General features: G+C 71.6%; 24 protein-coding genes, 1 tRNA gene and 1 other RNA gene. 15 read left to right on the top strand and 11 right to left on the bottom strand.

All coding sequences use genetic code 11. From position 1 onward, the window contains the following. The first annotated feature begins 9 nt into the window (after positions 1-9). The 4 genes from ACP95_RS03855 (at position 10) to ACP95_RS16030 (ending at position 3,277) form a co-directional block, all read left to right on the top strand. A complete protein-coding gene (locus ACP95_RS03855; protein ID WP_049979939.1) occupies positions 10-1,161 on the top strand; it encodes a nicotinate phosphoribosyltransferase in 1,152 nt (383 codons plus the stop codon). Positions 1,162-1,417: 256 nt separating this feature from the next. After that, positions 1,418-1,870: RNase P RNA component (rnpB, locus tag ACP95_RS03980), an RNA gene on the top strand. A gap of 127 nt (positions 1,871-1,997) precedes the next feature. Then, positions 1,998-2,306 carry a hypothetical protein gene (locus tag ACP95_RS03860; protein ID WP_049979940.1) on the top strand — a complete coding sequence of 103 codons (309 nt, stop codon included), beginning with the start codon at positions 1,998-2,000 and terminating at the stop codon, positions 2,304-2,306. 68 nt (positions 2,307-2,374) lie between these two features. Beyond that, positions 2,375-3,277 (top strand): hypothetical protein, encoded by a 903-nt coding sequence (locus ACP95_RS16030; protein WP_049979941.1) that lies wholly within the window; start codon positions 2,375-2,377, stop codon positions 3,275-3,277. Between the two features lies 1 nt (position 3,278). Here ACP95_RS16030 and ACP95_RS03870 read toward each other — a convergent pair whose 3' ends face one another. Then, on the bottom strand, positions 3,279-4,013 hold the full coding sequence (locus ACP95_RS03870; protein ID WP_049979942.1) for a helix-turn-helix domain-containing protein: 735 nt from the start codon (positions 4,011-4,013) through the stop codon (positions 3,279-3,281). Positions 4,014-4,147: 134 nt separating this feature from the next. Here ACP95_RS03870 and ACP95_RS03875 point away from each other — a divergent pair, with 134 nt between their 5' ends. Then, a complete protein-coding gene (locus tag ACP95_RS03875; RefSeq protein ID WP_049979943.1) occupies positions 4,148-5,416 on the top strand; it encodes an MFS transporter in 1,269 nt (422 codons plus the stop codon). Between the two features lie 42 nt (positions 5,417-5,458). On the opposite strand, the gene ACP95_RS03880 is transcribed toward ACP95_RS03875, so the two are convergent. Then, positions 5,459-5,950 carry an SHOCT domain-containing protein gene (locus ACP95_RS03880; protein ID WP_154018428.1) on the bottom strand — a complete coding sequence of 164 codons (492 nt, stop codon included), beginning with the start codon at positions 5,948-5,950 and terminating at the stop codon, positions 5,459-5,461. A gap of 211 nt (positions 5,951-6,161) precedes the next feature. Here ACP95_RS03880 and ACP95_RS03885 point away from each other — a divergent pair, with 211 nt between their 5' ends. Further along, complete coding sequence (locus ACP95_RS03885; protein ID WP_049979945.1) at positions 6,162-6,947, top strand: plastocyanin/azurin family copper-binding protein; 786 nt, start codon at positions 6,162-6,164, stop codon at positions 6,945-6,947. Between the two features lie 96 nt (positions 6,948-7,043). Then, positions 7,044-8,330, top strand: a complete 1,287-nt coding sequence (locus ACP95_RS03890) for an MBL fold metallo-hydrolase (protein WP_049979946.1) — start codon at positions 7,044-7,046, stop codon at positions 8,328-8,330. Here the strand turns inward: ACP95_RS03890 and ACP95_RS03895 are convergent. Continuing rightward, positions 8,318-8,752: an SRPBCC family protein gene (locus tag ACP95_RS03895; RefSeq protein ID WP_049979947.1), complete on the bottom strand. Its 435-nt coding sequence runs from the start codon at positions 8,750-8,752 to the stop codon at positions 8,318-8,320. The genes ACP95_RS03890 and ACP95_RS03895 overlap by 13 nt on opposite strands. A gap of 57 nt (positions 8,753-8,809) precedes the next feature. After that, on the bottom strand, positions 8,810-10,075 hold the full coding sequence (hemG, locus tag ACP95_RS03900) for a protoporphyrinogen oxidase (RefSeq protein ID WP_049979948.1): 1,266 nt from the start codon (positions 10,073-10,075) through the stop codon (positions 8,810-8,812). A 105-nt stretch (positions 10,076-10,180) separates the two neighbouring features. On the opposite strand from hemG, the gene ACP95_RS03905 reads away from it, so the two are divergent. Next, positions 10,181-11,380 (top strand): hypothetical protein, encoded by a 1,200-nt coding sequence (locus ACP95_RS03905; RefSeq protein WP_049979949.1) that lies wholly within the window; start codon positions 10,181-10,183, stop codon positions 11,378-11,380. A 21-nt stretch (positions 11,381-11,401) separates the two neighbouring features. Here ACP95_RS03905 and ACP95_RS03910 read toward each other — a convergent pair whose 3' ends face one another. The 3 genes from ACP95_RS03910 to ACP95_RS03920 form a co-directional block, all read right to left on the bottom strand. Next, positions 11,402-12,493: a TIGR04053 family radical SAM/SPASM domain-containing protein gene (locus tag ACP95_RS03910; RefSeq protein ID WP_049979950.1), complete on the bottom strand. Its 1,092-nt coding sequence runs from the start codon at positions 12,491-12,493 to the stop codon at positions 11,402-11,404. A gap of 18 nt (positions 12,494-12,511) precedes the next feature. Continuing rightward, positions 12,512-12,817 carry a CGCGG family putative rSAM-modified RiPP protein gene (locus tag ACP95_RS03915; RefSeq protein WP_049979951.1) on the bottom strand — a complete coding sequence of 102 codons (306 nt, stop codon included), beginning with the start codon at positions 12,815-12,817 and terminating at the stop codon, positions 12,512-12,514. A 78-nt stretch (positions 12,818-12,895) separates the two neighbouring features. Next, positions 12,896-13,084 (bottom strand): hypothetical protein, encoded by a 189-nt coding sequence (locus tag ACP95_RS03920; RefSeq protein WP_049979952.1) that lies wholly within the window; start codon positions 13,082-13,084, stop codon positions 12,896-12,898. A 120-nt stretch (positions 13,085-13,204) separates the two neighbouring features. Here ACP95_RS03920 and ACP95_RS03925 point away from each other — a divergent pair, with 120 nt between their 5' ends. Further along, positions 13,205-13,582 (top strand): winged helix-turn-helix transcriptional regulator, encoded by a 378-nt coding sequence (locus ACP95_RS03925; RefSeq protein ID WP_049979953.1) that lies wholly within the window; start codon positions 13,205-13,207, stop codon positions 13,580-13,582. 1 nt (position 13,583) lies between these two features. Here the strand turns inward: ACP95_RS03925 and ACP95_RS03930 are convergent, their stop codons facing one another. Both ACP95_RS03930 and ACP95_RS03935 read right to left on the bottom strand, forming a co-directional pair. Continuing rightward, entirely contained in the window at positions 13,584-15,014 is a 1,431-nt protein-coding gene (locus tag ACP95_RS03930) for an FAD-dependent oxidoreductase (protein WP_049979954.1), read from the bottom strand. 73 nt (positions 15,015-15,087) lie between these two features. After that, positions 15,088-15,519, bottom strand: coding sequence for a hypothetical protein (locus tag ACP95_RS03935; protein WP_049979955.1), 432 nt, complete (start codon positions 15,517-15,519; stop codon positions 15,088-15,090). A 120-nt stretch (positions 15,520-15,639) separates the two neighbouring features. On the opposite strand from ACP95_RS03935, the gene ACP95_RS03940 reads away from it, so the two are divergent. The 3 genes from ACP95_RS03940 (at position 15,640) to ACP95_RS03950 (ending at position 18,315) form a co-directional block, all read left to right on the top strand. Continuing rightward, complete coding sequence (locus ACP95_RS03940; RefSeq protein WP_049979956.1) at positions 15,640-17,124, top strand: dihydrolipoyl dehydrogenase; 1,485 nt, start codon at positions 15,640-15,642, stop codon at positions 17,122-17,124. A gap of 80 nt (positions 17,125-17,204) precedes the next feature. Next, entirely contained in the window at positions 17,205-17,561 is a 357-nt protein-coding gene (locus ACP95_RS03945) for a DsrE family protein (RefSeq protein WP_049979957.1), read from the top strand. 79 nt (positions 17,562-17,640) lie between these two features. Further along, the gene (locus tag ACP95_RS03950; RefSeq protein WP_049979958.1) at positions 17,641-18,315 is read left to right on the top strand and encodes a DUF7119 family protein; all 675 of its coding nucleotides are present in this window, start codon (positions 17,641-17,643) and stop codon (positions 18,313-18,315) included. Here ACP95_RS03950 and ACP95_RS03955 read toward each other — a convergent pair. Beyond that, the gene (locus ACP95_RS03955; protein ID WP_049979959.1) at positions 18,306-19,556 is read right to left on the bottom strand and encodes a M20/M25/M40 family metallo-hydrolase; all 1,251 of its coding nucleotides are present in this window, start codon (positions 19,554-19,556) and stop codon (positions 18,306-18,308) included. The genes ACP95_RS03950 and ACP95_RS03955 overlap by 10 nt on opposite strands. A gap of 80 nt (positions 19,557-19,636) precedes the next feature. On the opposite strand from ACP95_RS03955, the gene ACP95_RS03960 reads away from it, so the two are divergent. Beyond that, positions 19,637-19,710 (top strand) — tRNA-Lys (locus ACP95_RS03960). 174 nt (positions 19,711-19,884) lie between these two features. Continuing rightward, entirely contained in the window at positions 19,885-20,205 is a 321-nt protein-coding gene (gene cutA / locus ACP95_RS03965) for a divalent cation tolerance protein CutA (RefSeq protein WP_049979960.1), read from the top strand. A gap of 4 nt (positions 20,206-20,209) precedes the next feature. Here cutA and ACP95_RS03970 read toward each other — a convergent pair whose 3' ends face one another. Continuing rightward, positions 20,210-20,677, bottom strand: a complete 468-nt coding sequence (locus ACP95_RS03970) for a deoxyuridine 5'-triphosphate nucleotidohydrolase (RefSeq protein WP_049979961.1) — start codon at positions 20,675-20,677, stop codon at positions 20,210-20,212. Between the two features lie 136 nt (positions 20,678-20,813). Here ACP95_RS03970 and ACP95_RS03975 point away from each other — a divergent pair. After that, the coding region (locus tag ACP95_RS03975; RefSeq protein ID WP_049979962.1) for an aconitate hydratase at positions 20,814-22,608 on the top strand (1,795 nt) is incomplete at its 3' end.

A 22,608-nucleotide genomic window follows, 5' to 3' on the forward strand; every position in this document is an offset into this window, starting at 1 on the left:
ACGTCGACCATGACCGAGTTCGACACCGTCGGCGACGACGCGATCCGGCGGGGCGACGCGACCGCGGCGTACTTCCACCGGACGGAGGCGGTGCTCGACCACGCCGACCGCAACCCCACGGTCGTCGCGGAGCTCACCGCCGACCAGTTCCCGACTGGCGCGTTCGACCTGTTCGCGGGCGTGAAGGACGTCGCCGCGCTGCTCGAGGGGCTCCCGATCGACGTCGACGCGCTCCCGGAGGGGACGCTGTTCGACGGCGGCCCCGTCCTGCGGATCGAGGGCCCCTACCGCGCCTTTGCCCGCCACGAGTCGCCGATCCTGGGGTTCACCGCCCACGCCTCAGGCGTCGCCACCGCGGCGCTTGAGAGCCGCGTCGCCGCCCCAGACAGCCGGCTGCTCTCCTTCGGCACCCGCCACGTCCACCCCGCCATCGGCGCGATGGTCGAGCGCGCGGCGCTGGTCGGCGGCGCCGACGGCGTCTCCCACGTCGCCGCGGGCGAGGTGCTCGACCGCGAGGTCGGCGGCACGATGCCCCACGCGCTACTGATCGCGTTCGGCCGCGGGAACCAGGAGGCCGCCTGGCGCGCGTTCGACGAGGCGATGGACGCCGCCGTGCCCCGTGTGGCGCTCTGTGACACCTACGGCGACGAGGTCGACGAGGTGCTGCGGGCCGTCGAGACGCTGGGCGAGGGGCTCGACGCCGTCCGGCTCGACACTACCGGCTCGCGCCGGGGCGACCTGCGCCACATCGTCCGCGAGGTGCGCTGGGAGCTCGCGGCACGGGACGCCCCCACTCCCGAGATCCTGCTCTCGGGCGGGCTCGGGCCCGCCGATCTCAGGGAACTCCGGGACGTGGCCGACAGCTTCGGCGTCGGCGGCTACATCGCCAACGCCGACCCGCTCGACCTCGCGCTCGACGTCGTCGAGGTCGACGGCGAGCCGGCCGCGAAACGGGGGAAGCTCTCGGGGGCGAAGGACGTGTATCGAACGCCCGACGGCGGCCACCACGTCGGCCTGCGCGGCCGCGACGGCCCCGAGAACGGCGAGTCGCTGCTGGAGCCGCTGCTCCGCGACGGTGAGGTGGTCCGTGCGTTCGACATCGACGCCGCGGCCCAGCGAGCGGGGGCGGACGCGGCCCGGGTGGGGTTCCGCGAGGAGTGAGTGGCTCGCGCGGGCTGTGTGGGGTCGTTACCGGTCGTCGCCGTCTAGCAGTTCGTGGGCGTGGTAGCGACAGAACCTCCCCTCGCCGGGAACCCGCTGGATCGCTTCGACCGGCCGGCAGTCGGGGTGTTGGCAGGGTTCGAACACGCCTGTCCGTTCGGTTCGGCGCCGATAGTTACTCGGCGGCTACCGGCGTCGACGGCCGGCGATCGGGGCCACCGAACCGCTTAACCGCGGCAGCCCCCTACGCCGAACCGGCAGAGAGAGCCCGGTTCCCGCGCCCCGGCCCGTAAGCAAGGGGCGTGAGGAAAGTCCCCCCACCGTCCGGACGGGCGACCGGGCGCAAGCCCGGAGCCGGAGACGGCTGGCTCTGGAACAGAAACGAGACCCCCCGTCCCGACCGATGATCTGCTCGGCGGCCCACGGTCGCCGGGACGCACTCGCGGGCCCCGCCCGCGAGCGCATGCGAACCGACCCGCAAGGGGAGGGAGCTAACCCAGAGAGGGCGGCGTGCCGGTCCCCCCCGGGAACGGCACGTTGTCGGGCGACCGGCGCGAGCCGCGAGCCGACGGACGGGAACGGATGGAACGGCGAACCCTCGCCGGTGCAAGCCCGTGCCCGAAGGTAGTCCGGACAGCCGGCGACGGCAGGGCGCGGGTGCTCAGCCGAATGCCGGGTCGAAACAGAAGGGGGCTTACTCCTCTCAGCCGCTCACCCTCGACAGCGGCGGCGCCGCCCGCCCGAACGGTTTTGGCCGGCCGCCCCATCCACCCCTCGATGGCACTCGATCGTTCTCCGCTCGCCGCCGGCGTCGACGGCGGCGCCGAGCGCGGCCGATGACCGACGAGCCCGCGAGCGACACCGCCCTCGACTCGGGGGCGCTCGTGGCCGCGCTCGACCGGTTCGGCGGCACCGAGCCGGAACGGCGCACCGTCGCCCGCCAGGCCGTCGATCTCGCGGACTCCGGCCGCTACCGCCGCGACAGCGGGCGCCGACTCACGGTCGACCTCGTCGTCGACGAGCTCGCGGACGCCCCCGACGGCTCGCCGGCGGACCGCTGGAACTGGTGGATCGGCGTGCTCTCCCTGGCGTACGGCGGCTACGAGGAGTTCGCGGTGGGTCGCTACCCAGGGTCGGGACCGTAGACCGTGGCGCCGAGGGCTCGGCCGGGCCCGCCGGAACCGATATGTTCTCTCCGACCGACACGTTCTGTATGCAGAACGATCCGCGGCGCTCCCGACGACGGTTTCTCGCGGCAGTCGGCGGCGGCGTGACGCTCGGTCTCGCCGGCTGTCTCGGCACGCCCGGGGCGAACTTCGCCAGCTACAGCACGGTCGGCGACAGCGTCGACGAGCTCGACTACGAGGCGACGCTCGACCGCGCGCGCTCGGCGGGCTACCGCGTCGAGGAACCGTTCTTCGTCAACGGGCGGGAGCGGATCGGGCGCCCGCTGGAGGTGCCCGCGCTCGTGGAGCGGTTCGGCGAGGACGCCCGCGTGCTGCACGTGGTGTTCCGCTACTCCGCGACGAAGCTGCTCGAGGCGGTGTTCACCGGCGCCGAGGCGCCGCGGCTCACGTTCGTCGACGACGAGCTCGGCTTCGCCCAGCCGTTCCGGCCCGTGAACCTCCCGCCCGAGGACTGGCTCCGTGACCGGATCTCGCTGCTGTTTCCCGAAGCGGACCCCGAGGCGCTGATCGCCGACGCCGAGACCGAAGCCTCGCGGACCGAGGACTCGCTGGTCAGCGTCGGCGTCGACGCCGAGCCGGACTTCGCGGGCACCCACGCCGCCTTCGCCGAGCGCGCGACGGCGACGACGGCCCCGGCGACACAGGGCGACGGCTGGATCAACCTCGGGTTCAGCGAGGGCGACGCCGAGTTCGGCTCCTTCGCGATCGTCGTCCCGAGCGCGGAGGTCGTCACCCGGGACGCGGGCCACCGCTACGAGATCAAGCTCGACAGCGCGGGCGGGTTCCGGCTCCAGGTCCGGCTCTCGGCCGGCGAGGAGCTGCCCGAGTCGGAGTACCGCGGCGTGTTCCGGGAGATGTTCGAGAACGTCGGGCTGCCCGCCGAGCGCGTCGACGAGTACGAGTTCGAGTACAGCCCGAGCATCTGGTAGCTCAGTCCGCGATCGACTCGGCCCGCGGCGACCCGTCGACGCCCAGCGGGTCGTCGGTCGCCGACGCGGTCACCAGCCGCAGGAACTCGCCGGCGTTGGTCAGGAGCTTGTTCTCGGCCTTCCGCAGGTGCTCTTCGAACGTCGAGCGGGCGACGGCAGTCTGCTCGGCCAGCTCCCGCAGCGAGGCGCCGCGGGGCTGTTCGTAGTAGCCGCTCTCGAGGGCGAACCGCAGCGCGGCCAGCTGGCGGTCGGTGAGATCCTCGAACAGCCGGTCGACCGGCGCGAGCATGCTGTGGGGGAGCTGCTGCTCGGCGATGGCGGTCTTCGAGAGCACGTCGATCTCGCGGTCGCTTTCGAGGTCGCGGAACAGCGCGCGCACGTCGCCCTCGTCGAACGCGATCACGGTGTAGTGCTCCCACCCCCGCCGGTAGATCGTCGGCGGCTGGTAGAGGCAGTTGTGCGCCTCGAACCGGTCGACGATCGACTCCTCGAGCGAGCAGAGACACGCCTGCGTGACGACGTGGAGCCCGTCGTCGTCGACGGACTGGTGGAGCACCGTCCCCATCGCGTCGATCTCCGCGAGCAGCTCCGCCGTCGGCGTCTCCGTCGAGGTGAGCTCCAGCACCTGACAGTCACTCAGGTACCACTCCCGGATCGTGAGCTCCGGGTGTCGCTCGGAGATCTCCCGGTACGGGCAGTCGTGTTTCACCCGGAAGGAGGCTTCGTAGAGGCTCATACCCCGGGTTGGGTGTCGACGCCCGTAACGGTGCCGGTCATGACCGGCACCACCCCTATCCCGGACGGTGGCCTACCGGACTCCATGCCGAGCGATCGACGTAGGTTCCGGGCCGGGCGGCCCGGGTGGGATCGATGAGCCGGGCAACTGACGTGAAACAGGGGATCCGCGAACACCTCGGGCAGTTCTCGCTGCACGTCCTGCTGGTGTTCGCGACCGGGCTGACGATCGGCTCCGAGCGGACCGTCGTCCCCGTGCTGGGCGAGCAGGTGCTCGGCGTCGAGTCGTTCCTCGTGATCGGCTCGTTCGTCGTCTCCTTCGGCTTCGTCAAGTCGCTGCTCAACCTCTACGCCGGCAAGTGGGGCGAGGAGTACGGCCGGAAACCGGTGCTCGTCCTCGGCTGGCTCACCGCGCTCCCGATCCCGATCGTCCTCATCTACGCGCCGAGCTGGAGCTGGATCACGGTCGGGAACGTGCTGCTGGGGGTCAACCAGGCGCTGACCTGGAGCATGGCGATCAACGCGAAGATCGACCTCGCGAGCCCCGACCAGCGCGGGCTCGCGGTCGGCATCGACGAGGCGTTCGGCTACACGGGCGTCGCCGTCGGCGCGTGGATCACCGGCGTCATCGCGGGGCAGACGAACCTCCGGCCCGAGCCGTTCTACTTCCTCGGCGCCGTCGTCCTGCTGGCGTTCCTGATCTCGGTGTTCCTCATCAAGGAGACCGTCCAGCTCGCCCAGCTCGAGGGCGACGACGACCACCACGACGCGAACCTCCCGTTCGTCGACGTGCTGAAGCGGGCGACGTACGGCGACCGCACGCTGTTGGCGGCCGCCCAGGCCGGCCACGTCGAGAACTTCGTCGACACGCTGTTCTGGATCGCCGTCCCGCTGTACCTCACGAGCCAGGGGCTCGCGATCGAGCTCGTCGGCGTCGTCGTCGGCGTCCACAGCGCGATGTACTTCCTCCAGATCGGCACCGGCGGCCTCGCCGACCGGATCGGCCGCCGACCGCCCGTCGTCGTCGGGATGTTCGTCGCCGGCGCGGGCGTGCTCGGGATGGTGTTCGTCGACAGCTACCTCCCGTGGGCGGTGCTGGCTGCGTTCTCCGGGCTGGGGATGGCGCTACTGTACCCGAACCTGATGACGGTGCCCAGCGACGCCGCCCACCCGACCTGGCGCTCGGCGGGGATGGGCGTCTACCGGATGTGGCGCGACTCGGGCTACGGCGTCGGCGCGATCCTGATCGGGCTCACGATGCAGTTCGTGTCGCCCGAGGCGGCGTTCTACCTCACCGCCGGGCTGATGTTCCTCTCCGGCGCGGTCGTGGTCGTCTGGATGGAGGAGACCCACCCCGAGTTCGGCACGCACGAGCCGCCGGCGCCCGCGCCGGCGGACGACTGAGCCGCGTCGGACCACCGCGGCTCGCTGCTGAACGGCTGGCGATCAGTGCCGGTGACGACCCTTCCCGCGTCGACGACAGCCGTGTCGACCGGACGGAGTGGTCCCGCGCCGATCGGGCTGTGTGTTCTCCGTCGGTTTGGGCGACTGCCGGGGCGCGCCGGCGGAATCGACGGCGTCGGTCGTCGGTTCGGGCTCGGCGTCGATTCGGTCCGCCACGTCGACGGCAGAGCGGGACTCCAGCAGGGTCTCCACTCGCCGCTCGAACTCCGCCTCGCCGATCTCGCCGACAGCGTACTGCTGTTTGAGCGTCTCCAGCGCGGGACTCTCCTCCGACGAACCGGCGTCGACGCGCCCGGGCTGCCGGTCTGTCTCCCGATCGGAGAGGAGCCACACCGAACCCCCGCCGACGACCACCAGGGGGATGACCCAGGCCCACGGGACCACGGACTCAGCAACGAAGAGGCCGGCGCCGACCGCGAGCAGGCCGACGATCGGTAACCGGCCCGCTGGTAGCCTCGGTATTGTGTGATTCATGCATTAATATTGCCTCCACGGTCGCAAAAGTCCTTGGAAGGCGGATGCGGGATCGGTTTGGGGTTCACTCGGGCAGAGATAGCTCCGAGCTACTGCTAGGGAAATGTGTTTAAGTTACAATACCGTAGTGAGAATACGTAATCTGAGGCCCGTCCTCGAACGCACGTCGACGCCACACGCGAGTGACCGACGCCGACCGATTCACCACACCATGACACACAGTCGACGACAGTTCCTCGGAGCGCTCGGTGCCGGTGCCGTCGCCAGCGTGGGGCTCACCCGGCGAGCGACAGCACAGGAGACACCAGTCGTCGAGATGGGGAACGACTACTTCGATCCGATCGGCCTCCACGTCGACCCCGGCACGACCGTTCGCTTCGAGATCGCGGCCGGATCGCACTCCGCGACGGCCTACCCGGATCGGATCCCCGCCGACGCGAGCGCGTTCGACAGCGGCACCATCTCGGAAGGGAGTTTCGAGTACACGTTCGACGAACCGGGCACGTACGACTACTACTGCATCCCCCACAAGTCGATAGGAATGGTCGGCCGCGTGGTCGTCGGCGACCCCGGCGGCCCCGCCGAGGAGAGCCGGATCCCGGACGGCGACGTGCCCGACGGCGACGCGATCGTCGAGCAGGGATCGATCGCCTACGGGACGTTCACCGACGGCGACGACGGCACGAGCGGCGGATCCACGGGCCCCGGAATGGGCGCGGGAGGGATGGGGTCCGGAATGGGCTCCGGCCAGATGGGTCCCGGAATGGGGCCGGGACCGACGGGTGGCTGGGCCGGCGGCTGGCTCGGTGGCTTGCCGTTCGTCGGCGGCGCGCTCGCTCTCGTCGCGGGCGGCCTCTACTGGGCGCTGGGTCGCAGCAGCGACGGGTCGACGCGTGACGCCGACGCGATCGCGGCGCTCGAGGACCGGTACGCTCGCGGCGAGATCGACGAGGAGGAGTTCCGCCGCCGCCGGGCCCGTTTGGAGGCAGACGAGTAGCGCCGGGCCGGCCGGCGCGCCCGCCTTCCGGGCTCCTGCACGCGCCGAAGGCGCCTTTCGACGGCGTCAAACGGCCCCGCCCGGTAGGCGCTATCCATGGAGCTCCGGTTCCTCGGCGGCGCCGGCGAGGTCGGCCGCAGCGCGATCCTCGTCGACGACTCGCTGCTGCTCGACTTCGGCCTCCTGACCGCCGAGCCGCCGCAGTACCCCGTGGCGACGCCGACGCCCGACGCCGTCGTGGTCTCCCACGGCCACCTCGACCACGTCGGCGCGATCCCGTCGCTGCTCTCCGGCTCGAATCGGCCGCCGATCCACTGGACGCCGCCGACCCGCGAGCTCGCGCTGACGCTCGCGCGTGACACGCTCAAACTCCACGGCCACTCCCCGCACTGCCCGTTCACCGAGAACGACGTGAAGCGGGTGACGGAGGTGTCCGAGACCCACGGCTACCGCGAGACCTTCGCGGCCGCGGGCTACGAGGTGACGTTCTACAACGCCGGCCACATCCCCGGAAGCGCCCACGTGCACGTCGACGACGGGGAGACGCGACTGCTGTACACCGGCGACTTCCACGTCGACGAGCCCAGCCCCGACGAACCGCCCGCGGGCTTCGACGCCGGCGACCTCCCGGCCGGCCAGCGCCTCGTCGCGGGGTCGACGGCGCGGCCCGACGCCGACGTGGTGCTCTGTGAGAGCACGTACTCGGACGTGGCCCACGACCCGCGCGCGACCGTCGAACACCGATTCGAACAGAGCGTGAAGACGACGCTGTGGGAGGGCGGCACCGTCGTCGTCCCGGCGTTCGCGATCGGCCGCACCCAGGAGCTGCTCATGGTCTGCGAGGCTCACGACATTCCGTGTTACGTCGACGGGATGGGGAAAGAGGTGACCGAGATGCTGCGCCGACACCCGGAGTTCGTCCGGAACGCCGACGCGCTGCGCCGGGCGAAGTCCCACGCCCGGTTCGTCACTGGGCGGGACGGCCAGCGGGAACGCATCGCCGACCAGCCAGCCGCGATCGTCACCACGAGCGGGATGCTCTCGGGCGGGCCGGCGATGACGTACATACCCGAGATCCGCGCGAACCCCGTGAACAAGGTGACGCTGACCGGCTACCAGGTCGAGGGGACCCCCGGCCGCGAACTGCTCGAAACCGGACGCGCGGAGATCGACGGGCGAGTGATGCCCGTCTCGGCGCGGGTCGAGGGGTACGACTTCTCCGCCCACGCCGACCACGACGGCCTGCGGCGCTTCCTCGACGCCTACGACGACGCCGAGATCCTCGTCAACCACGGCGACCGGTGCGGCGAGTTCGCGGCGGCGCTCCGCGATGACGGCTACGACGCGTCGGCGCCGGCGCTGGGCGCGACCTACTCGGTCTGAGCCGCCGGCCCCCCGAACTCGGCTTCGAGCCAGTCGAACTGCTGCTCCAGCTCCCGGCGCCGCTGGCGCTTGATCACCGTCGCGTCGAGCAGTTTCCCGACCAGCGCCACGTCGACGGCGAACTCCGTCTCGGCGGTGACCTCGGTGCCGTCGTCGGTCGGTTCGAGCGTGTACCGCGTCACCATCTCCTCGAAGATCCCGTCGCGCTGGCGGTAGGCGAGCGCCGCGTCGGGCTCTTCGATCAGTTCGAGCTCGAGTTCGACCGTGGCGATGCCGACGCCGTTGGTGATCGCGACCCTTTCGCCCTCGACGACCACCTCGTCGAACCCCGCGGCGCGCATGAACGCCCCCACGTCCCGCATCCGTTCCCGCACCGCCTCGGGCGTCGCCGCCACCTCCCGGGAGACACTGACCGAGTTCATACCCCCGGCTACGGCCCCCCGACTGAAAGCTCCCCGTGCGAACATCTCCGCGGCGGGTCAGCCGCCCTCGGCGATCCGTCCCGCCAGTCGCTCCGCCGACCGGAGCCGCCCGGGGATCCCGGCCCGGGCGGCGTAGTTCGCACAGATGTCGATCCCGTCCGGCAGCTCGACCGCCTCGAGCGCGTCCCACGTCCCGTCGTAGGCGGGCATCCCCCGGCGGAGCCGCGTGGCGTCGACGGCCGTCGCCGCGACGCCGGTCAACTCGGCGAACTCCCGCTCGGCGACCTCACGGATCGTCGACGCCGGCTCGTCGACCAGCTCGGGGTTGCGCCCGCCGCCGAGGTAGGCGGTGTGGCGGCGCCCGCGGTCGAACAGCGTCCCCGTGCAGGTCACCCCGAGCGTCCGGAACGGCTCGGCGTACTGGACCTGGAAGCCGCTGGCGTCGACGGGCGCCGCCGACTCGAGGTGGACGACCGCCAGCGGGTTGTACGCCAGTCGGTCCAGCGCGGCGGCGCTCCCCGGGGCGACCTCGCCGAGCAGCTCCGCGGTCACGTCCCCCGGCGTCGTGAGCACCGCGCGGTCGACGACCGTCTCGCCGTGCTGTGTCGCGATCACGTAGCCGTCGTCGGCCTCCCGGACGGACTCGACGGGCGTCCCCAGGCGCACGCGATCGCCGTGGCGCTCGGCCAGCGCCTGCGGGAGCGCCCCGAGGCCGTCCTCGAAGGTGACTACCGGCGGCGTTTCGGTGCCACCGAGCTTCGCCCGCGCGGCGGCGACGAGCAGGCTCCGGTCGACGCCGCGCTTCTCGAGGGCCCGCCCCAGCGAGTGCCGCATCGGCATCTCGTCGGGGTGGGTGCCGTAGATTCCGCCGTACAGCGGGCCGACGACGTACTCGGCGGCCTCGGCGCCGAGCATCCGGCGCAGCCCCGCCTCGACGCTCTCGTCGCCACGCGGCGGCCCCGTCAGCGGTTCGAGCAGCAGCCGCAGCTTCCCCCGGAGCGAGAGCAGGTCGGTCGAGAGCCCCTCGCGGAGCGAGAACGGCACCCGGCGGAGCCGCCCGTCGCGGTAGACGTACAGCGGCGCGTCCGCCGCCTCGACGACCGCGTCGCCGAGGCCGAGATCGTCGACGAGCGACGCGACCGGCTGCGAGAGCCGGGTCCGCTGTGGGCCGTCCTCGACGACCGCCCCGTCGACGACCCGGCTGCTGATCACGCCGCCCGGGTCCGGGGCAGCCTCGAACACGACGCTGTCGACGCCGCGCTCGCGGAGCCGGTGGTGGAGCGCGAGGCCGCCGATCCCGCCGCCGACGATGCCGACAGTCATTACGTCGGCCTTGGTCGCTCCCGGCCTACTACCCACGGCCGAAGATGTTCCCTCGTCGGCCGGCCCGTCCCCGAACGATTTGTCCACCGCGCCGAACACACGCGTGTGACGACCGCATCCGCGACCGTCTCGCGCTGGACGCGCCTGTTCGTCGTCGCCAGCCTCGGGTGGTTCGTCTGCTGGCAGGCGGCGGCCGTCGCGGGCGCGGGCCGGCGAGCGACGGTGACGCTCGGCCTCTACGGGTTCGTGCTCCACACGGTGTTCGGCAAGGGGTACGCGCTCGTCCCCTCGTACTTCGACCGGCGCCTCGCCGTCCCGCGGGCGCCGGCGGTCCACCTCCCGCTGGCGCTCGCCGGCACCGGCGTCCTGGCGGCGACGGCGATCGGCGTCGTCCCGGCGGGGTGGCACGCCATCGGCGCCGGCCTCTGGGCGCTCGGCTGTCTGGTGTTTGTCGGGACCCTCGGCTGGAGCGTCCGGGACAACCTCACCGGCCGGGAGACGGGGACCACCGACGCGAAGTCCGACAGGCGCGGGGTCGACCGCCTCGCCAACGCGTTCGTCCCGGTCGCGGCCGGCTACCTCCTCGTCGCGGCGCTGCTCCCGGTCGCGCGCACGCTGAAGCTCGTCGGCGCGTCGGTGCCCGCCGCCGGGCCGGCCCACTCCCACCTCCTCGCGGCCGGCGCCGCCGCGCTGCTGCTGTTCGCCGTCGGCTTCCGGCTGCTCCCGCGGTTCCTCGTCGCCGCCCCCCGGCCGCCGCTGGTCGCCGGCGTGCTCGCTGCCGGCGCGCTCGGCCCGGTCGCGCTCGCGTCGTCGTTCGGCGCCGGCCGGCTGTTCCGCCTCGGCGCCGGCCTGGAGGCGGCGGCGCTCGTGGGGTTCGCCGTCGCCTACGCCGACATGCTCGCCCGCAGTGACCGGCGCCGAATCGGACTGGTCGTCCTCCTCGCGGCCGCCGTCGCGGCGGCCGGCGTCGCCGCCCTCGGGCTCCACATGGCCTGGGGCGGCGTCACCCCGCCCGTCGCCGACGCCCACACCCGGCTCGCGCTCCTGGGCTTCCTCGGCCTCGCCGTCGTCGGCGTCAGCTACCAGTTCTACCCGCCCGCGATCGCCTCGGTCCGCGGCGTGGGCGACCGGACGGCGGCGATCTCGGTCGCGCTCGTCGTCGCCGGCGTCGGCGTCGAAACCGGCGGCACCCTCGCGGGGGTCCCCGTTTCGGCCGCGCTCGGCCGGTGGCTGGCGCTGTTCGGGGCAGTCGGGCACGCCACGGTGTTGCTCGCGGTGTTCTGGACGCGCCGGCGAGGGCGGTGACGACCGGCCGGCGCCGACGGCTCAGTCGGCCGGCGTCACGTCGGGGAGCGGCCCCTCGTACCCCTCTGGCACGTACGGACAGAGCGGATCGCTCTCGAGCGGGTCGCCCGTGGTCGCGTACGCCCGCGAGCGACTGCCGCCACAGACGTTGCGGAACTCGCAGGCGCCGCATTTCCCCTGCAGGGCGTCGGGATCGCGGAGGCTCTCGAACAGCGGCGAGTCGCGGTAGAGACCGACCAGGCTGTCGCGCCGCACGTTCCCGGCCGGCTCCGGCAGGAACCCGGAGGGGTAGAGCTCGCCGGTGTGGCTCACGAACGCGAACCCGTCGCCGGCGGTGATCCCGGTTCGGCGCCCGACGCCGTCGCGGTCGGGCGTCTCTGTCCCGGAGCGCTGCCGCTGCATCGCGACCCGGCGGTACTGCGGCGCCTCGGTGGTCTTGATCCCGAAGTCGGCGTCGGCCTGCACGTCGACCAGCCACTCCATCACGCGGTCGGCGCGCGCCGGGTCGACGGGGTCGAGCACCTGCCCGCGCCCGACCGGGACGAGGAAGAACACTGACCAGAGCACGGCGTCGAGCTCGTCGACGAACTCGCGGATCGCCGGCAGCTGCTCGACCGTCTCGGCGCAGACGGTCGTGTTGATCTGCAGCGGGAGGCCGGCGTCGCGGGCCGCACGCGCGGCGTCGAGCGTCTGCCGGAAGCTGCCCGCCTCCTGCCGAAACCCGTCGTGAGCCTCCGGGGTGGCGCCGTCGAGGCTGAGCGCGAGCCGGCGGAGCCCGGCGTCGGCGACCTCGCGGACGCGCTCGCGGCTGAGCGAGGCGGTGCCGCTGGGGGTCAGCGTCATCCGGAGCCCGCGGTCGACGCCGTACTCGATCAACTCGACCGCGTCGTCGCGGTACAGCGGGTCGCCGCCCGAGAGGACGACGAGCTGGTTCTCGCCGAACGCGCGGGCCTCGTCGAGCAGCTCCTTCCCCTCCTCGGTGGTGAGCTCGTCGGGGTGGCGCCGTGGCTGGGCCTCCGCGCGGCAGTGTTTGCACGCCAGTTCACACGCCTGGGTCAGCTCCCAGACGAGCACGAACGGCCGTCGGCTGGTGTCGATGTCGCGTGGTGGCATCCTGTGACGGAGCGGGGGTTAGTTCACGTGGACGCGCACGACGTGGCCGCCGCAGCCGCACTGTTCGACGTACTCCCACTCCACGTCGGCGCCGAACTCCCGGTCGAGCGCGTCGTAGAGGTACGTCTCGGGGTGGCCGTGGTCGCCGTGGGTCACGAGGTTGACGTGGTTGCCGGCGGCGGTGTGCTCGACCGCCTCGATCCCCTGCTCGACGACGAGGTCGGCGTCGGCGCCGTGTTCGGGTTGCTCGAGGTTCGCCGACCAGGAGTTGTCGTGGACGCGGTCGGTGACGGGGTCCGGCGGCTCGTGATCGTGCTGGGACATGGTGCTACCGACCGTTCGGCCCGTACGACCAAGGCCACCTGCCCGAACGTGTTCGGCGTCGCCGCGGCGCCGGCCGGCTCAGCCCGGAACCGCGTGCCACGGCGCCGGGAGGGCGCCGACGAACGTCAGCACGACCGGGGCGAACCAGTAAGCGGCGACGAACCTGGCGGTGAGCCCGTCCCGCGTCCACAGGAACAGCGCGAGCAGCACGAACGGGACGACCAGAACCGCCCAGACGGCGAGCGCTTGCTGGCTACTGGAGACCACAGCCGAGGCTCCGCCCGGATCGTCGTAAAACCCCCGCCCGGCGACGCCCCGCGAATAGATACCTCTCGTAACCCAGTAACGAGGGGTAACTGCTAAGTCGTCGCCGCCCGACCACCGGGTATGGACCACGACGAGCCGGAGAAGCTGCCGGTGTGGTGTGCGGGCGAGGAGTGGTGTCCGGTGACGACGACGGCGATGCTGGTCGGGAAGAAGTGGCACCCGGTCGTGATCGACCGGCTGCTCGTCGACGGCGCCTGTGGCTTCAGCGAGCTGGAGGCCCGCGTCGACGGCGTCTCGAGCAAGGTGCTCTCGGAGGTGCTCGACGACCTCGAGAGCAAGCAGCTGATCGACCGCGAGATCGTCAACGAGAAACCCGTCAGGACGGAGTACTCGCTGACCGACCACGGCGAGTCGCTCGAGTCGGTCATCGACGCCATGCACGACTGGGGCGAGGAGCATCTCGTCGAGGCGGCCGAGCCGAGCGCGTCGCTGGCCTGACTCAGTCGAGCGTCCCGTTCAGCACCTTCGCGGCGACGAGGATCGGGTCCCAGACCGGGCTGAACGGCGGCGCGTACGCGAGATCCAGCCGTTCGAGCTCGGCGACGGTCGTGTCGCCCTCGAGCGCCGTCGCGAGCGTGTCGATCCGGATCGCGGCCCGGTCCTCGCCGGCGATGCTTCCCCCGAGCAGGCGCCCCGTCCCGCGGTCGGCGGTCAGCGTCACCGTCGTCTCGGCGTTGCCGGGGTAGTAGCCCGACCGCGAGCCCGCGGTGATCGTCTCGCTCACGGGGTCGAAGCCGGCCTCGCGGGCGCGCTCGTGGTCGAGGATCCCGGTCCGGCCACACTCCATCTCGAACGCCTTCACGGCCGCCGTCCCTGCGATGTCGCCGACGGGCGTCGGCGTCCCGGCGACGCTCTGGCCGATCGCGCGCCCGGCGCGGTTGGCCGTCAGCCCCAGCGGCACCCAGTCGGGCTCGCCGGTGACGGTGTGGCGCATCTCCGCGCAGTCGCCAGCCGCGTAGATGTTCTCCCGGCTCGTTCGGCCGTAGTCGTCGATCGCGACGGCGCCCTCGACGCCCAGCTCGACCCCGGTGCCGTCGAGCAGCGCCGTGTTCGGCTCGATCCCGATCCCGACGACCGCGGTCTCGACGGGGATCCGCTCGCCGTCCGCGACGACGCCAGCGACGGCGCCGTCGTCGCCGACGAGCTCGTCGACCTCGGTGTCGAGGTGGAGCGTCACGCCGTTTTCCCGCAGCGTCTCGGCGACGCGCTCGGCGGGCGCCTCGCCGAACGGCGGGAGCAGGCGCTCGGGGCGCTGGAACAGGTGCACGTCGAGCTCGTGGGCGCTGAACGCCTCGGCCATCTCGACGCCGACGTAGCCGCCGCCGACGATCGCCGCCGCCTCCGGCGGCTCGCGGGCGGCGTACTCGTCGACCAGCTCGCGGTCGAGGAACTCGCCGGCGCCGTCGACCTCGTCGGGGTCGATCTCCGCGGGCGGCGTCAGGAACGCCCGCAGCGCCGCCGCGGCGTCCATGCTGTGGATCGTGAACGCGCCCGCGAGATCGGCGCCGTCGATCGGGTCGGAGACCGCGTGGGCGCCGGTCGCGACCAGCAGGTCGCCGTAGGGCTGCTCGAACCGCTCGCCCCCGCGCTCGACGGTGACGGTTTCCGCGTCGGCGTCGACGGCGACGACCTCGTGGTTCCGGCGCAGGTCGATCCCGCGCTCGCTGATCTGCTCGGGCGAGAGCGAGAGCATGTCGCTCAGCGACTCGACTTCGCCTTTCACGTAGTACGGCATCCCGCAGTGGGCGTAGGAGACCCACTCCCCCTTCTCGAAGACGACCACTTCGCGGTCGGGGTCCTCGCGCTTGCACTTGCTCGCGGCGCTCAGCCCCGCGGCGTCACCACCGACGACGACGAACGGATCGGTCATGCGTCGCCCGTCGACCGGCGGCCACCTAATGCTACGCCTCCGGGGAGCCCCCGGGAGTCGGTCGGCGCGCGCATCAGCCGAGAACCCCCGCACCGAGCCAACCGCCGAGCACGAGCCCGTAGATCAGGTGGAACAGGAGGAACGCGCCGACCTGCTTCGGCGCCGGCTCCAGCCCGAGGACGACGTTCATCCAGAAGCCGGCGCCGCCGGCGAACAGGACGACGCCGTACACCACCCCCCAGAGCACGCCGGTCGTCACGCTCGCGACGCTCACGAACCCCAGTGCGGGGACGAGCGCCGCGAACACGCCGCCGGCGGCGATCCCGTACGCCACGTGGAGCAGCATCCCCGGCATCGCGTACGCCTCCGGGTCGCCGTCGCCGACGTACTTCGCCAGGAACAGCGCCGTCGGCGGGGGCGAGTCGTCGCCCAGCGCCAGCATCAACGCCGTCATCGCGATCGTCGCCACGAGCCCGCCCGCCAGGCCGTCGAGTATCGTCACCATGTTCAGTTACCTCGAGTAACCCAGTTACCACCCGTGACCATAAGCGTGATCCGACCCCGCGGTAACGCGGTTACCCGGTCGTAACTGGAGATTGAAGGTCCGGGAGCCCCACACTCCCGTATGGAGGAGTTCGATTTCCTGGTCATCGGGTCCGGCTCCGGGCTCGACGTGGCCAACGTCGCCGCCAACCGGGGACAGTCCGTCGCGATCGTCGAGAAGGGCCCCCTCGGTGGCACCTGTCTCAACCGCGGCTGCATCCCCTCGAAGCAGCTGCTGTACCACGCCGACGTGTACGAGACGATCGAGCGCGCCGACGAGTTCCACATCGACGCCGAGGTCGAGGGCGTCGAGTTCGCCGAGATCGTCCGCGAGGTGACCGAGGACGTGGGCGAGTCGTCCGACTCGATCCGCCGCGGCCTGCGCTCGTCGGACCAGCACCGCCTCTTCGAGGGCGAGGGACGGTTCGTGGACGACCACACGATCGAAATTTCCGGTGGAGAAGACGAAGGCTCGCCGGCACAGGGAGCCGGCGAGGACGACGGCACCCGCGTCCGCGCGGAGACGATCCTGATCGCCGCTGGCACGCGGCCGGGAGTCCCGCCGATCGACGGCATCGAGGACGTGGACTACCTCACGAGCCGGGAAGCGCTCCAGCTGGAGACGCCGCCGGACCGGCTCACGATCGTCGGCGGCGGCTACATCGCCGCCGAACTCGGCCACTTCTTCGGCACGTTCGGCACCGACGTGACGATCCTCGGCCGGCGGCCGAACCTGCTCCCCGAGGCCGACGAGGAGGTCGCCGCGGCGTTCACCGAGCTGTACGGCGAGCGGTTCGCGGTCCAGACGGGGTACGCGGCGACGGGCGTCCACGAGAGCGACAGCGAGATCACCGTCGAGGCGATGCCGTACGAGTACGACGACGACGGCGAGAGCGGGCGCGTCGTCGACGGCGGCGAGGCGCTCTCGGTGACCGCCGACGAACTGCTCGTCGCCGCGGGACGGGTGCCGAACACCGACACGCTCGCCCTCGAGAACACCGCGGTCGAGACCGACGCCGACGGGTTCGTCGAGACCGACGAGTACCTCCGGACCGACGCCGAGGGGGTCTGGGCGCTGGGCGACATCGTCGGCGAGTACCTGCTGAAACACAGCGCGAACCACGAGGCTCGCGCGGTGATGCGCAACCTGTTCGGCGACGAGCCCGAGCCCGTCGACTACTCGGCGATGCCGTTCGCGGTGTTCGGCTCGCCGGAGGTCGCCGGCGTCGGCGCGACCGAGGAAGCGCTCCGGGCCGAGGGCGCCGAGTACGCCACGAACACGTACCGCTACGACGAAACCGCCCGCGGGAAGGCGATGCACGCCGAGGGGTTCGTGAAGGCGATCATCGACCTCGAGGGGGAGATCCTCGGCTGTCACATCGTCGGCCCCGACGCGTCGACGCTGATCCAGGAGGTCGTGACCGCGATGACCGCGGGCAGCGGCACCGTCCGGGACATCCGCGAGTCGATCCACGTCCACCCAGCGCTGCCGGAGGTCGTCCAGCGCGCGTTCTCCGGGCAGTTCACCCGCGGCGGCGACGGCGGTCACGATCACCACCACCACTGACAGCTCGGTAACACCGACGTAACCCCGTTACCGCGCGGTTCGCTCGCGCTTTTCCGTCCGGGGGCGGTACCAGCGGTCGCATGACGAAAGCAGCAGTCGTGATCCTCGCCGGGACGGACGGCCACGCGAACCTCGGGCGCCTCGTCAATGGGCTCGAAACCGCCAAGGAGTTCGCGGCGAACGACGACGACGAGCTCGAACTGATCTTCGACGGCGCGGGGACGCAGTGGATCCCCGAACTCGAGGACGAGGACAGCGACTACCACGAGCTCTACGCCGCCGTGAAGGGCGAGGCGTCGGCGTGTGACTACTGCTCGGGCGCCTTCGGCGTCGACGAGGCGGTGCAGGACGCCGGCGTCGTCCAGCTCGACGACCACGACGGCCACCCGAGCATCCGGTCGCTGGTCGACGACGACTACGAGATCATCACGTTCTAACGGTGTCGCCCGTACCGGAGTGGAGACGGACCGGCCGAGCGCGGGAGGCTTTTCCCGGCCGGCGTCGAACCGACCGCTGATGCCACCCTCCGACCCCGTCGACGACGAGACGCCGGTGCCCTCGACGGAGCGCCGGTCGCGGGTCGGCGAGCCCGTGGTCCGCGCCGACCCGGAGATCACCGGCGAGCGCGCCGATGAGGCGATCGACTTCGACCCCGACGACTCCGAGAGCGTCGAGCGCGCCGCCGAGGTGCTCGCGGCGTTCGCCGACGGCGAGGCGTCGGGCGACTACCTGGACATGCTCCGCGGCGCGGCGGCGTGTGCGGCGCTGGTCCGCGGCGTCGGCTCCTACCGCGAGGCCGCGGCCCGGGCCGACGGCGTCTCGGTCTCCTTCCTCCGGACGTGGGCGCGGGTGCACGACCTGCCGCAGTCGGTGCGGCGCCACGTCGCCCGCGGGAACATCGCCCCCTCGGCCGCGAAACACATCGCCCGCGTCGGCGGCGCCGCGCGGCTGGATCTCGCGTGGGCGACGCTGGACCACGATCTCACGGTCCGCGAGGTGCGTTCGCTGGCGAGCCGGGTAAACGACGGCGTCCCGGCCGACGAGGCGCTGCGCGAGGCGGGGGTCGAGCTCGGCGAGGTCGAGCTCTCGCTGTCGGTCGAGGAGTACCGGGAGCTCCGGCGCGAGGCGTCGATGCGCAACGAGGCGCCCGGCGACGTGCTCGCCGCGGCGCTGGCGGAGCGCTACGACTGAAGGAAGCGGACGGCGGTCTCGGCGAGCGTTTCTCTGGCCTGTTCCACGTCGGCCCACTCGATCGTCTCGTCGGGGAAGTGGGCCTGTTCGATGCTGCCCGGACCGAACAGCACCGTCGGGATCCCGGCGGCGACGTAGTGTCGCGAGTCGGCGCCGTACGTCGCCCCGCGCGGGTCGGTGTCGGGGAGCCCCGTGTCGAGCATCGCCTCCCGGAGCGTGCGGACGATCCGCTCGTCGGCGTCGGTCTCGGCGGGCTCGAACTGGATGGAGAAGCGCTCGAACGTCGGGGGGTGCTCGGAGAGCCAGTCGTCCGCGTCGACGACGGCCCGGAGCGCCTCCTCGTACTGCTTCTCCACCTCGTCGACGGTCTCGCCCGGCGCGACGCCGAAGCGCATCTCGGCGGTGAGCGAGCTCGGGACCGAGGAGGCCCAGTTGCCGGCCGCCACTTTGCCGATCACGATCGGCCACGGGACGGGGTACTCCTCGTACAGCGGGTGGGTGACGGTCTCGCCGCGCTCGGCCTCCAACTCTTTGAACGCCCCCCGGATCCGCTCGAAGTGCGGGAGCACGTCCTCGCCGCGCCAGCGCGAGGCCGCGTGGGCCGCCCGGCCCTGGATCTCGAGGCGCTTCATCACCGTCCCCTCGACGGCCGTGATCGGCGCCAGCTCGGTCGGTTCGGCGACGACGGCGGCGTCGCGCTCGAACGGGTAGGGGTTCGACAGCGCGGCCGCGGCGGCGCCGATGCCGCCCTCCTCCTCGCCGGCGACGGCCTCGACGACGAGCCGGCCGTTCAGGTCGGCCTCCTCCGCTCGCTCGGCGGCGTCCAGCGCGGCGAACACGCAGGCCGCGACGGGGGCCTTCATGTCGACGGCGCCGCGGGCGGTCAGCGTCTCCCCGCCGTCGTCGGTCTCGCCCCACGTCGGCGTGAACGGGTCCGACGACCAGGCGTCCTCGTCGGCTGGCACCACGTCCAGGTGGCCGTTGAGGACCAGCGTCGGGCCGGCGTCGGGGTCGCCGAACGCCAGCACGCCGGCGACGCTCGGGCGGTCGGCGGTGTCGATCAGGTCCGGGTCGTCGGGGAACGAGGAGTGATTCGCCAGCGCCTCGGCGTCGGCCAGCCACTCGTACGTCTCGAACCCGAGCGCGTCGAGCTGCTCCCGGGTCCACGACGCGGCCGCGGCCTCCCCGCCGTCGACGGTCGGGAACTCGACGAGGCGTTCGGTGAACGTGCGGATGTCCATGGCGAGGCGTTGGACGGGGACGGCTTAGCTTCCGGGGGAACCGTAAACGCTTACCCGGTGGTCGTACTGAGTTGGGGTGAGGGCTGATAGCTCAGTTTGGGAGAGCGTCTGGCTTTTAACCAGACGGTCGGGGGTTCGAATCCCTCTCAGCCCGTTTCTCCGACGAACTACGTGAACCGTGAGAAGCGTCGCTGGAGGGAGTCGAAGCAGGGAGCGGAAGGTGAGCGAGCAGCGCGAGCGAACGGGAGTGACCGTTGCAAGCCCCTCGCAGCCCGTTTCTTGACGGCACAACGCCACGCTATTGATCCGTCGCCCTCCAGTCGGGCGTATGCGACACCTCGCAGTCGACATCGGGGTCCCCGACGAGGCGGACGCCCGACAGCTCTCCGAACAGTTGGTCGAACGGCGGATCGCCGCCGGGACGCGAACCGGCGCGGCGGGCGTGCCCAGCCACTACCGGTGGGAGGGTTCGGTACACGAACGGACTTACTACACCGTCACCGCACTCACGACCGACGAGCAACTGGACCGACTGTACGCGTTCGTCGAGACCGAACTCGACGACGACCTCCCGCCGATCACCTACGAACCCTTCGAGGCGAGCGAGGAGTACCTCGACTGGGTCGAATCGAACACCGGCGCGGAGTGAGCGCTCAGTTCTCGCCCTGATACTCCCCGTCGTAGCTCCCCTCACTCTCCGCGTCGGCGAGCACGAACTGCCCGATGCGGGCGCCCTGCTCGATCTCGATCGCGCGGCCGACCTGCAGCAGCCCCTCGCCGCGGCCCTCGTAGCCGGCGTCCCAGACCGCCGTGTCGAGCGAGCAGGTGTTGCGCAGCAGCGTCGAGCGCGGGAGCACGAAACCGACGCTGTCCTCGGGCACCGCCAGTCGCTCGCCGTAGCGCACCACGTAGTCGCCCGGCTCGAGCCGGTAGATCGGCGGCTCGCCGCCGTGGGGCTCGACCTCGCTGCGCTCGCCGACGGACTTCCCGTCACGCCCGACGTAGCCGGGGCTGGTCTGTTCGAACACGGCGTCGAGGGTGAGGTCGACGCCGTTGGGCTGGACCGCGTCGTCGTCGGCGCCGTCGACGGCGCCGGCGACCTCGGCTCCGGAGCGGAACATGGTTGGTGGTTCGGAGCCGGCGGCAAAACCCTGCCGAAGGCGTCGTGAGCGCCTCTCGCCCGTCGTGGCACGGGCGTGGGGATCTCTCCTCGTTCTCGCCGGATTTATCACCGCTCCCAGCCCAGTTAGGAACGATATGGGAAAGACAATCACGGAGCAGATCCTCGACGACCACCTCGTCGAGGGCGACCTCACCCCAGGTGAGGAGATCGGTATCGAGATCGACCAGGTGCTCGCACAGGACACCACCGGCACGATGGTGTGGCTGCAGTTCGAGGCGCTGGAGATGGACGAGGTCCAGACGGAGCTCGCCGCGCAGTACTGCGACCACCAGACGTACCAGTTCGACTTCAAGAACACCGACGACCACCGCTTCCTGCGCTCGGCGGCCGGCACCTACGGCGCCCACTTCTCGCGGCCCGGCAACGGTATCTGTCACAACGTTCACAAGGAGAACTTCGCCGCACCCGGCAAGACCCTCCTCGGCTCCGACTCGCACACGCCGACGCCCGGCGGGCTCGGCCAGCTCGCGATCGGCGCGGGCGGGCTCGACATCGCCGTCGCGATGGGCGGGGGCGCCTACTACGTCGAGATGCCCGAGGTCGTCAACATCCGCCTCGAGGGCGAGCTCGGCGAGTGGGCCACCGCGAAGGACGTGATCCTCGAGCTGCTCGGCCGACTTTCGGTCAAGGGCGGCGTCGGCAAGGTGTTCGAGTACACCGGTCCGGGCGTGGAGACGCTCTCGGTGCCCGAGCGGACCACCATCACCAACATGGGGACCGAGCTCGGCGCCACCTCCTCGATCTTCCCGACCGACGAGCGCACGCAGGAGTGGCTCGACGAGGTCGGCCGCTCGGAGGATTACGTCGACCTGCAGCCCGACGCGGACGCCGAGTACGCCGACGAGATCGTCGTCGACCTCTCGGAGATCGAGCCCATGATCGCCGAGCCGTCGATGCCGGACAACGTCGTGCCCGTCCGCGAGGCGGCCGGCCAGTCCGTCGAGCAGGTGATGATCGGCTCCTGTACCAACGGCGCCTACGAGGACATCCTCCCGGCCGCGAAGATGCTGGAGGGCCGCGAGGTCGACAAGAAGACCGAGATGATCATCGCGCCCGCCTCCAAGCAGGCCTCCGAGATGCTCGCCCGCGAGGGCTGGACGGCCGAGCTGATGGCCGCCGGCGTGAACTTCTCCGAGGCGACCTGTGGCGCCTGTATCGGGATCGGCCACGTCCCCGGCAGCGACACCGTCTCGCTGCGGACGTTCAACCGCAACTTCGAGGGTCGCTCCGGCATCGAGGACGACTCCGTCTTCCTCTGCTCGCCGGAGGTCGCGACCGCGTCCGCGATCGCGGGCGAGATCGTCGACCCGCGTGACCTCGCCGACGAACTGGGCGACCTCGAGGACCCCGGCTTCGAGCTCGGTCGCGGCTACGACCAGCACGACGTCGACCTCATCTCGCCCGACGAGGCCGTCGACGACGAGCTGATCAAGGGCCCCAACATCGGCGACGTGCCGCTGAAGGACGCTCTGGAGTCGGACATCGAGGGCGAAGTGCTGCTCCGGATGGACGACAACATCACGACCGACCACATCATTCCGGCCACGTCGGACATCCTGAAGTACCGCTCCAACGTGCCCAAGCTCTCGGAGTTCACGCTCTCCCGCGTCGACGAGAGCTTCGCCCAGCGCGCGCTGGACGCCGACGGCGGCTTCCTCGTCGCCGGCGAGAACTACGGCCAGGGCTCCTCGCGTGAGCACGCCGCCCTCTGTCCGATGTACCTCGGCATCGAGGGCGTGCTGGCCCAGAGCTTCGCCCGCATCCACAAGGCGAACCTGTTCAACTTCGGCCTCGTCCCGCTGACGCTCGACGAGGACGCCTACGAGCGCATCGAGCAGGGCGACGACGTGGAGATCGTCGACGACGTCG

It is taken from the genome of Halolamina rubra (assembly GCF_000739555.1).
GTDB classification, from domain to species: Archaea; Halobacteriota; Halobacteria; order Halobacteriales; family Haloferacaceae; genus Halolamina; species Halolamina rubra.

Bases quoted from the DNA above. Each gene is read 5' to 3' on its own strand.
- ACP95_RS03860 (WP_049979940.1), top strand. From the start codon at position 1,998: ATGACCGACGAGCCCGCGAGCGACACCGCCCTCGACTCGGGGGCGCTC.
- ACP95_RS16030 (WP_049979941.1), top strand. From the start codon at position 2,375: ATGCAGAACGATCCGCGGCGCTCCCGACGACGGTTTCTCGCGGCAGTC.
- ACP95_RS03915 (WP_049979951.1), bottom strand. From the start codon at position 12,817: ATGTCCCAGCACGATCACGAGCCGCCGGACCCCGTCACCGACCGCGTC.
- ACP95_RS03955 (WP_049979959.1), bottom strand. From the start codon at position 19,556: ATGGACATCCGCACGTTCACCGAACGCCTCGTCGAGTTCCCGACCGTC.
- ACP95_RS03880 (WP_154018428.1), bottom strand. From the start codon at position 5,950: ATGAATCACACAATACCGAGGCTACCAGCGGGCCGGTTACCGATCGTC.
- ACP95_RS03950 (WP_049979958.1), top strand. From the start codon at position 17,641: ATGCCACCCTCCGACCCCGTCGACGACGAGACGCCGGTGCCCTCGACG.
- ACP95_RS03940 (WP_049979956.1), top strand. From the start codon at position 15,640: ATGGAGGAGTTCGATTTCCTGGTCATCGGGTCCGGCTCCGGGCTCGAC.
- ACP95_RS03925 (WP_049979953.1), top strand. From the start codon at position 13,205: ATGGACCACGACGAGCCGGAGAAGCTGCCGGTGTGGTGTGCGGGCGAG.
- ACP95_RS03855 (WP_049979939.1), top strand. From the start codon at position 10: ATGACCGAGTTCGACACCGTCGGCGACGACGCGATCCGGCGGGGCGAC.
- cutA (WP_049979960.1), top strand. From the start codon at position 19,885: ATGCGACACCTCGCAGTCGACATCGGGGTCCCCGACGAGGCGGACGCC.
- ACP95_RS03935 (WP_049979955.1), bottom strand. From the start codon at position 15,519: ATGGTGACGATACTCGACGGCCTGGCGGGCGGGCTCGTGGCGACGATC.
- ACP95_RS03895 (WP_049979947.1), bottom strand. From the start codon at position 8,752: ATGAACTCGGTCAGTGTCTCCCGGGAGGTGGCGGCGACGCCCGAGGCG.
- ACP95_RS03945 (WP_049979957.1), top strand. From the start codon at position 17,205: ATGACGAAAGCAGCAGTCGTGATCCTCGCCGGGACGGACGGCCACGCG.
- hemG (WP_049979948.1), bottom strand. From the start codon at position 10,075: ATGACTGTCGGCATCGTCGGCGGCGGGATCGGCGGCCTCGCGCTCCAC.
- ACP95_RS03910 (WP_049979950.1), bottom strand. From the start codon at position 12,493: ATGCCACCACGCGACATCGACACCAGCCGACGGCCGTTCGTGCTCGTC.
- ACP95_RS03970 (WP_049979961.1), bottom strand. From the start codon at position 20,677: ATGTTCCGCTCCGGAGCCGAGGTCGCCGGCGCCGTCGACGGCGCCGAC.
- ACP95_RS03870 (WP_049979942.1), bottom strand. From the start codon at position 4,013: ATGAGCCTCTACGAAGCCTCCTTCCGGGTGAAACACGACTGCCCGTAC.
- ACP95_RS03885 (WP_049979945.1), top strand. From the start codon at position 6,162: ATGACACACAGTCGACGACAGTTCCTCGGAGCGCTCGGTGCCGGTGCC.
- ACP95_RS03890 (WP_049979946.1), top strand. From the start codon at position 7,044: ATGGAGCTCCGGTTCCTCGGCGGCGCCGGCGAGGTCGGCCGCAGCGCG.
- ACP95_RS03875 (WP_049979943.1), top strand. From the start codon at position 4,148: ATGAGCCGGGCAACTGACGTGAAACAGGGGATCCGCGAACACCTCGGG.
- ACP95_RS03930 (WP_049979954.1), bottom strand. From the start codon at position 15,014: ATGACCGATCCGTTCGTCGTCGTCGGTGGTGACGCCGCGGGGCTGAGC.